Source organism: Tepidiforma sp., assembly GCF_026419595.1.
GTDB lineage: Bacteria > Chloroflexota > Dehalococcoidia > Tepidiformales > Tepidiformaceae > Tepidiforma.
This window is the reverse complement of the sequence record NZ_JANZZD010000010.1, coordinates 83,187-90,870: the sequence shown is the minus strand read 5'-3', so window position 1 is coordinate 90,870 and position 7,684 is coordinate 83,187. Positions and strand designations below refer to the sequence as shown.

Here is a 7,684-nt window from a genome sequence, read left to right as displayed (position 1 = left end):
GGGGGGGGGGGGGGGGGTGGGGGGGGGGGGGGGGGGGGGGGGGGGGGGGGGGGGGGGGGGGGGGGGGGAGGGCGTCGGGGTGACGGTCGCGGTCGGCGTCGCGGAGGGGGTCGGCGTGGCGGTCACGCCAGGGGAAGCGGGGGGCGGGGCCGGGTCGCCGCCGCGGATGAGGAGCCAGGCGCCGACCGCGGCGAAGATGACGCCGAGGATGCCGAGGGCGGTCCAGCCGAGGGCCTGGCGGGCGGGGGTGGCGAAGAACGAGGCGAGCCAGCTCATCCGGCTACAGGGTACGGGAGCGGCGGCGCGCCGTCAGGGGGCGGCGGGCGGTTCGGCCGCGAGCCAGTGGTCGATGGCGCGCGGGGCGGTGCTGGGGAAGGGGAGGGATACCCAGCCGCCGCCGCGGCGGGCGGATTCGTAGGCGGCGCAGATGATTTCGAGGACGCGGACGGCGTCGCGGCCGGGGAAGCGCGGCTCGACGCGGCCGGCGGCGGCTTCGGCGAAATGCTCGAGCTCCTGCGGGAAGCCGAACTGCCAGGCTTCTTCGTACATGACGTGCTGCCAGCCGGGAAGCTGGCCGGCCTCTGCGGACTCGGGGTCGCGGTAGAGGTCGATGGCGGGCGCGCGCTCGAGGTTGGCGGCGAGGCCGCCGCGGGCGCCGACGATTTCGAGGAGGTCGGCGCCGCCCGGGAGGGCCCAGGAGGCTTCGACCGTGGCGAGCGCGCCGCCGGGGAAGCGGAGGTGGACGATGGCGTGGTCGTCAGCGGGCGTGCGGGCTGCGTGGCGGAAGCGGCCGAGGACGGCCGCGACGGCTTCGGGCCAGGCATCGAGCTGGCGGCAGGCGAGGGCGATGCCGTGGCAGCCGATATCGATGAGGGCGCCGCCGCCGGCGCGGCTGATGTCCCAGAACCAGTCGGCATAGGGGCCGGCGTGGCCCTGCTGCTGGCGGAGGAGGTACGGCTGGCCGATTTCGCCGCGACGGACGAGGGCGCGCACACGCTCGTACATCGGGGCGAAGAGGAGGTTTTCGGCGCAGAGGAGGAGGACGCCGGCGCGGTCGCAGGCTTCGACCATTTCAGCTGCTGCGGGGAGACCGGGGGCGAGGGGCTTTTCGCAGAGGACGTGCTTGCCGGCGGCCGCGGCGGCGAGGGCGACGGGGAGGTGGAGGTCGTTGGGGGCGGCGATGACGACGGCGTCGACCGGGGCTTCGCCGATGAGCTGGCGCCAGTCGTCGAACGCGGCGGGGATGCCCCAGCGGTCAGCGAAGGCTCGGGCGGAGCGCGGCGAGGCGACGGCGGTGATTTCGACAGCCGGCACGCGGCGGGCCGCGTGGGCGTAGACGCCCGCGATGAACCCGGCGCCGACGAGGCCGAGGCGGAGCGGCATGGAGGGAATCGTGCCGCGGGCGGCGCCGGCTGTCGACCGGGCGTCAGGCGAGGAGCGCGGCGAGGGCGCGGTCGAGATCGTCGAACCCGGGCAGGACGGCGTCTGCACCGGCGGCGCTGAGGTCGTGCGCGGTGTAGCGGCCGGTGGCGACGGCGACGGAGCGGGCCCCGGCGGCGCGGGCCGCGGCAACATCGAGCGGGGTATCGCCGATGACCACGGCGGAGGCCGGGTCCGGGGATGCGCCGATGGCGGCGGCGAGGGCGGCGATGCCGGCGCGGACGAGGCCGGCACGCTCGGTGTGGTCGTCGCCGAAGCCGCCGGCAGCGAAGCGGTGCCAGAGGCCGAAGTAGCCGAGCTTGGCGCGGGCGCCGGCGCGGAGGTTGCCGGTGGCGAGGCCGATGCCCGGCAGTTCGCGGGCGAGGGCATCGAGGAGCGGTTCGACGCCGGGGAGGATTTCGCCGCCTTTCTCGCGGAGGGCGGCCGGCAGCTCTTCGAGGTAGGCGTCGCGCACCTCCGGGAAGCGGGCTGCGGGGCTGCCGCAGCGCTGGAGGACTTCGGCGATGATGGCGCGGTCGGTGCGGCCATCGAAGCGGATGCCCTCGGTGGCGGCCGGGACGCCGGTGACGCGTTCGAAGGCGCGGTCGAGGGCGAGGCGGCCGGCGCCGCTGGTGGCGATGAGGGTGAGGTCGATATCGAAGAGGAGGAGCGGGGGCACGGGGGCCAGTGTACGGGCGCGCGGCGGGCGCGGCAGTGAGGCAGGAGGCGGCTGCGTGAATTTCCGATAGCGGGACTTTCGAACGCGGTTCGGCTTTGTTAGCATGCGGCGAAGCAGCCGATGGAGGGACAGCGCCATGACGGACACGACGACGAATGAGGTGCCGCTGGGCATCGCTCTGACGCCCCTGAACCCGGAGTACCAGCGGGACCCGTTCAGCCTGCTCGACCGGGTGCGGGAAGCGGACCGGGTGGTGTGGGACGAGCAGTTCGGGCGGTGGCTGGTGGCGCGGTTCGAGGACGTGCACGCCATCCTGAACGACCGCGACCTGCTGGTGGACCCGCGGAAGGCGAACGAGAAGTCGTTCAACGCGATGTTCCGGCAGCGGCTGCTGGGAGAGGACCGGGAGCCGAGCATGCTGTTCCAGGATCCGCCGGTGCACACGCGGCTGCGGGGGCTGGTCTCCAAGGCGTTCACGCCGCGGGCGATCGAGCGGATGCGGGGGCGGATCGAGGAGATCGCGAACGAGCTGTGCGACCGGGTGGAGGGGCAGGCGCGGTTCGACCTGATGGCGGCGTTCTGCCAGCCGTACCCGACGATCGTGATCGCGGAGATGCTCGGGGTGGACCCGAAGGACCAGGCCGACTTCAAGCGGTGGACGGATGACAGCGTGGCGGCCGGGTTCGACCCGTTCGCGAGCGAGGAGACGCGGCAGAAGGCGATGAAGGCCGGCGAGGAGCTGCAGGCGTACCTGCGGCGGGTCATCGCGGAGCGGCGCGCGGAGCCGCGGGACGACCTGATCACGGCGATGCTGAAGGCGGAGGACAACGGCGACTTCCTGAACGACGAGGAAGTGCTCTCGATGATCGGGCTGCTGCTGGCGGCGGGGAACGTGACGACGACGGACCTGCTCGGGAACGGGATGAAGAACCTGCTGCAGCACCCGGACCAGGCGCAGCTGCTGCGGGAGCGGCCCGAGCTCATCGAGAACGCCGTGGAGGAGATGCTGCGGTACGAAGGGCCGGTGACCTTCAGCGGGCGGATCCTGCCGGACGACCGGGTGGTGGCGGGCTGCCCGATGCACAAGGGCGATTCGATCACCGTCGCGCTGGGCGGGGCGAACTACGACCCGCGGCTCCACAAGGACCCGCACAGGTTCGACGTGACGCGGGAGGACATCGACCATGTCGCGTTCGGCGGCGGGCGGCGGTACTGCCTGGGCGCACCGCTGGCGCGGCTGGAGGCGCAGATCGGGGTGCGGGTGCTGCTGACCCGGTTCCCGGCGATGCGGCTGGCGCCGCAGGAGCTGAAGTGGAAGCGCGTGCCGGGCTTCCGCGGGCTCGAAGAGCTGTGGGTCGAGGTGTAGTCAGCCGACGCCGGGGTTGACGGGGGCGTCACCGATGACGCCCTCGCGGCGAAGCTCGTCGATGCGGGCCTCATCGAGGCCGAGGAGGCCGCGCAGGACCTCGTCGTTGTGCTCGCCGAAGAGCGGGGCGTGGCGGCGCGGCCAGGGGTCGGCCTCGCGGAGGCGCCAGGCGGTGCGCGGCTGCTTCCACGGGTGCATGCGCGGGTGCGGGAGTTCGACCCAGAAGCGCCGGGCGGCGAGGTGGGGGTCGTCGTGGATGGCGACGGTATCGAGGACGCGGCCGGCCGGGATGCCGGCGCCGGCGAGGAGTTCGAAGGCCTCCTGCGGGTCGCGGGCAGCGAGGGCGTCGGCGAGGCGGGCATCGATGACGCCGTGGTCGGCGGGACCGCCGGGGAGCGCCGGGTCGATGCCCAGGAGAGCGGCGGCGCGCTCCCACTCCTCGCGCGTGCGGAGGGTGACGGCGAGCCACTGCTCTTCGCCGGCGCAGCGGTAGACGCCCTGGGCGAAGGCGCGCGGGTCGCGGTTGCCGCGGTGGACCGGGGTTTCGCCGCGGAGGGAGGCGGCGGCGAACGCTTCGCCGATGAGCGAAGAGAGGACTTCGCGCTGGGCGAGGTCGATGAAGCAGCCGCGGCCGGTGCGGCGGCGCTGGACGAGGGCGAGGGCGACAGCGGCAGCGGCGGCCTTGCCGGCGACGGGGTCGCCGTAGGAGATGCCCGTCTTGAAGGGGACGCCGTCGTCGCCGTAGCCGGTCATGGAGGCGAGGCCGCTCATCTGCTCGATGATGGGGCCGAAGCCGACGTGGTGGCGCTCGGGGCCGGTCTTCCCGTAGCCCGCCATCGAGACGAGGATGATGTCGGGCCGGACCTGGCGGAGGACGTCGTAGCCGAGCTGGAGGTTATCGAGGACGTCGGCACGGTAATTTTCGATGACGACGTCGCAGTGGGGAACGAGCTGGAGGAAGGTGGCGCGGCCGAGCGGATGGGCGAGGTCGAGGGTGAGGGACTTCTTGTCGCGGTTGTAGTCGTTGAAGTAGTAGGAGGAGTTCCAGGGCTCATCGACGCCGGGCTGGGGGATGAGGGTGCGGATGTTGTCCCAGGCGCGGGGGGATTCGATCTTGATGACCTCGGCACCCATCTCGGCGAGGGTGCGGGTGGCGTAGGGGCCGGCCCACATCATGGTGAGGTCGGCGATGCGGATGCCTTCGAGGGGGAGGCGCTTCACGGGCGGGTGCTCCATGCGGCGAGGATGTCGGCGGCGGGGACCGGTTCGTTCAAACGGCCGGGACGCCAGGGGAGGCCGAGGAACGGGCGGCCGGGGATGCGGGCGGTCCCGGCGGGGGTTTCGACGGCATCGAAGAAGCCGCGCTCGCGGAGGGAGGGATTGTCGAGGAGTTCGCGCGGGGTGACGACGGCGCCGATAGGGACGCGGTGGCGGACGCCAAGTTCGAGGAGCTCGGCTTTCGTGCGCTCGCCGAACCAGGCGTAGAGCTTGGCCTGCAGTTCGTCGTCGTGGTTGGGGCGTTCGAGGGGGTCGCGGAAGCGCGGCTCGTCGAGCTCGGGGTCGCCGAGGAGGGCGAAGAGGGCGGGCACCTGCCGCTCGAGGGCGCAGACGCCCGCGTAGCCGTCGGCGCAGGGGTAGAGGCCCCAGACGGCGCGGACGTGGTTGCCGGAGCGGATGCTGACGGCGCCTTCGTAGGCGCCGCGGGGGCCGTAGAGTTCGAGCATGCCGGCCATGGATTCCTGGAGCGAGATATCGACCCAGTCGCCTTCGCCGCTGATGAGGGCGCCGAAGTACGCGGTAATGGCGGCGCCGGCGGCATCGAGGCCGCCAAGGTAGAGCGCCTGCGAGCCGCCAGTGACGAGCGGTTCGCGCTGGTACATGCCGGTGAGGGACATGATGCCGCCCATCGCGAAGGCGGTGATGTTCGTCGCCGGGAAGGATGCGTAGGGGCCGTCCTGGCCGTACGGGGTGATGGAGACGATGACGAGCTCCGGGCGCGAGGCGCGGAGGGCGGCAGGGTCGAGGCCGCGGGCGGCGAGGGCGCCGGGCGGGCCGTCCTCGATGATGATGTCGGCGGCGCGGGCGAGGGCGAGGAGGTCGCCGGGGGAGGAAGCCTGCACGCGGCGCTTGCCGGGGAGGAGGTAGACGGCCTCGTCTGGCGTGAGGCCCTCGGTCTCGGGGTCGACGCGGACGACGTCGGCGCCGAACCCGGCGAGCCAGCGGGCGGCGAAGGCGGCAGGGATGCCGCCGCCGATTTCGAGGACGCGGACGGCATCGAGGGCGAAGGGGTCGGCTGTCGGTGCTTCCATCGCCGGCGGATTCTACCGGGATGGAGTGCGCGGGTCAGTCGAGGTAGACGTCGCCGAGGGGCTCGCGGGGGACGTCGTCGCCTGCGTTGATCATGTGGCGGGCGAGGACGGCGAGGCGCTCGAAGATGGGGTCCTGGATGGCGCGGGGGACGCCGGCTTCGGTCCAGGCTTCGCGCATGAGGCGGAGCCAGCGGCCGGCCGCGCGTTCGTCGATGACGAACGGAAAGTGGCGTCGGCGGAGGCGAGGGTGGCCGTAGCGCTCGCTGTAGCTCGGGGGCCCGCCGAGCCACTGTTCGAAGAACCAGGCGAGCTTCTTCTTGCCGGGCTCGAGGTCCTCGGGGTAAAGGGGGCGGAGGACGTCGTCGGCTTCGACGCGGGCGTAGAAGGCCTCGACGATGCGGGCGACGGTTTCGGCGCCGCCGACCTGGTGGTAGGGGGCGGCGGCAGAGGTTTCGGAGGGGTTCATACCACGATGATAGCGGGGGCGCGGGGCGGGGGAGCGGCCGAGGGGGTAAGATGGTGGGAGCCGGGCGGACGGCGGTGCCGGTGCGCGCGCCCTCGTAGCTCAATCGGATAGAGCAGCTGACTTCGGATCAGCAGGTTGTGGGTTCGAGTCCTGCCGAGGGCGCCATGCTTGCAGCAACGCGAAGGTGCGGCGCGACCGGGGACGGCGGAACGGCCGGCTTTTTGCGACGTTCATGCGAATCCTCGACAGCAGCAGCGACGACCTGTCGCATGATCGCGACAGATTGGCGACACAGGTTTCGAGTTGTTCGCGCGATGTTCGCCGTTCAGAGGGGCGGGTATACTCTCGCGCATTCTTCGCGGGGAGGGCGAACGAGATGTCGCAGCAGAGCAGCCACTGGCCGCTGACGTTGACGGTGTTGAGCGCTTTGGTCGTGCTCGGTTCGGTGGGGCCGTGGGCCTCGGTGCTGTTCGTCACGGTGAACGGTACGGAAGGGGACGGCGCGTTCACGGCGGTGTTCGGCGGCGTGGGCATCCTGCTCGCGGCGCTGAGCTTCAAGCAGCAGAGCCGCTGGAAGTATGGCGCCATCGCCGGGCTCGGCGGCATCTCGGCGGTGATCGGCGTCATCGACTGGGCGGACATCGCGAGCGAGCCGGAGAGCGAGATGGGATTTGGCGTACAGGTGGAATGGGGGCTCGTGCTGATGACGCTGGCAGCGATGGCGAAGACCGTCGCCGGCGGGGCAGCGTTCTGGGGGCTGCAGCGGAGCGCCGCGGCCGACCGAGCAGCGGCGCCGGCAGTGCCCGCGGCGGCACTCGATCGGACGGCCGGGAACCCGGCCGTCATCGGCGCGGGGCCCGGTGCGGACCCCGCGGCGGAGCGGGGCGGCGAGGCTGCAGCAGACGACCGCTGGGAACCGGAGACGTTCCCGGCGCCGGCCGCGCCGGCCGCGAAACCGGAACGGCGGGACCCATTCCGGCGCGCGTGACGGGGCCGGGCAGGTCAGTCGCGGGACATGATGACCTGGCCGGCCTGGACGACGCGGTCGACACGGATGAGGACGGCGATGCCGCGGCGCTCGGGGTCGCGGTCGAGTTCGACCTGGATGGTGCGGTCCATCACCTGCTGCCGCAGGGGGCCGTCGCGGTGGAGTTCGGCGGCGCCGAAGAACTTCCACGCGAGGCGGGTCTTCGCGTTGCGGTACAGGAGGCAGACGCGGGGGTTGGCCTCGAGGTTGCGGAGGGTCTGGCCGTGGGCGCGCTCCCAGAACGCGAGGTGCTCGGCATCGAAGACCATGGCGCTGCCCTTGAAGGCGATGTCGGGTTCGCCAGTCGCGGGGTCGGCGGTCGCGACGATGACGGGCGCGCCATCGGCGAGGGCGGTTTCGAACGCCCGGCGCATATCGTCGGTGAGGGCGATCATGGGCGGCTCCGGGGAAGGGGTGT

At 72.6% G+C, this 7,684-nt stretch carries 8 protein-coding genes and 1 tRNA gene; 3 read left to right on the top strand and 6 right to left on the bottom strand.

The window, feature by feature from the left end:
• Positions 1–309: 309 nt before the first annotated feature.
• Both N2041_RS07470 and N2041_RS07465 read right to left on the bottom strand, forming a co-directional pair.
• Positions 310–1,383 (bottom strand): Gfo/Idh/MocA family oxidoreductase, encoded by a 1,074-nt coding sequence (locus N2041_RS07470; protein ID WP_297677372.1) that lies wholly within the window; start codon positions 1,381–1,383, stop codon positions 310–312.
• 43 nt (positions 1,384–1,426) lie between these two features.
• Positions 1,427–2,098 carry an HAD family hydrolase gene (locus N2041_RS07465; protein WP_297677370.1) on the bottom strand — a complete coding sequence of 224 codons (672 nt, stop codon included), beginning with the start codon at positions 2,096–2,098 and terminating at the stop codon, positions 1,427–1,429.
• A 136-nt stretch (positions 2,099–2,234) separates the two neighbouring features.
• Here N2041_RS07465 and N2041_RS07460 point away from each other — a divergent pair, with 136 nt between their 5' ends.
• Positions 2,235–3,464: a cytochrome P450 gene (locus tag N2041_RS07460; RefSeq protein ID WP_297677367.1), complete on the top strand. Its 1,230-nt coding sequence runs from the start codon at positions 2,235–2,237 to the stop codon at positions 3,462–3,464.
• On the opposite strand, the gene N2041_RS07455 is transcribed toward N2041_RS07460, so the two are convergent.
• From N2041_RS07455 to N2041_RS07445, 3 genes are read right to left on the bottom strand one after another with little or no spacing between them, the layout of a single operon-like run.
• Positions 3,465–4,700 carry a CoA transferase gene (locus N2041_RS07455; RefSeq protein ID WP_297677365.1) on the bottom strand — a complete coding sequence of 412 codons (1,236 nt, stop codon included), beginning with the start codon at positions 4,698–4,700 and terminating at the stop codon, positions 3,465–3,467.
• On the bottom strand, positions 4,682–5,773 hold the full coding sequence (locus N2041_RS07450) for a CaiB/BaiF CoA-transferase family protein (protein ID WP_297677363.1): 1,092 nt from the start codon (positions 5,771–5,773) through the stop codon (positions 4,682–4,684). Before N2041_RS07450 ends, N2041_RS07455 begins: the two co-directional genes overlap by 19 nt.
• A 34-nt stretch (positions 5,774–5,807) precedes the next feature.
• A complete protein-coding gene (locus N2041_RS07445) occupies positions 5,808–6,239 on the bottom strand; it encodes a globin (protein ID WP_297677361.1) in 432 nt (143 codons plus the stop codon).
• 88 nt (positions 6,240–6,327) lie between these two features.
• On the opposite strand from N2041_RS07445, the gene N2041_RS07440 reads away from it, so the two are divergent.
• Both N2041_RS07440 and N2041_RS07435 read left to right on the top strand, forming a co-directional pair.
• A tRNA-Arg gene (locus tag N2041_RS07440) sits at positions 6,328–6,404 on the top strand.
• Between the two features lie 211 nt (positions 6,405–6,615).
• On the top strand, positions 6,616–7,227 hold the full coding sequence (locus tag N2041_RS07435; protein ID WP_297677359.1) for a hypothetical protein: 612 nt from the start codon (positions 6,616–6,618) through the stop codon (positions 7,225–7,227).
• Positions 7,228–7,241: 14 nt separating this feature from the next.
• Here N2041_RS07435 and N2041_RS07430 read toward each other — a convergent pair whose 3' ends face one another.
• Positions 7,242–7,661, bottom strand: coding sequence for a pyridoxamine 5'-phosphate oxidase family protein (locus N2041_RS07430; protein ID WP_297677357.1), 420 nt, complete (start codon positions 7,659–7,661; stop codon positions 7,242–7,244).
• Positions 7,662–7,684: the final 23 nt, after the last annotated feature.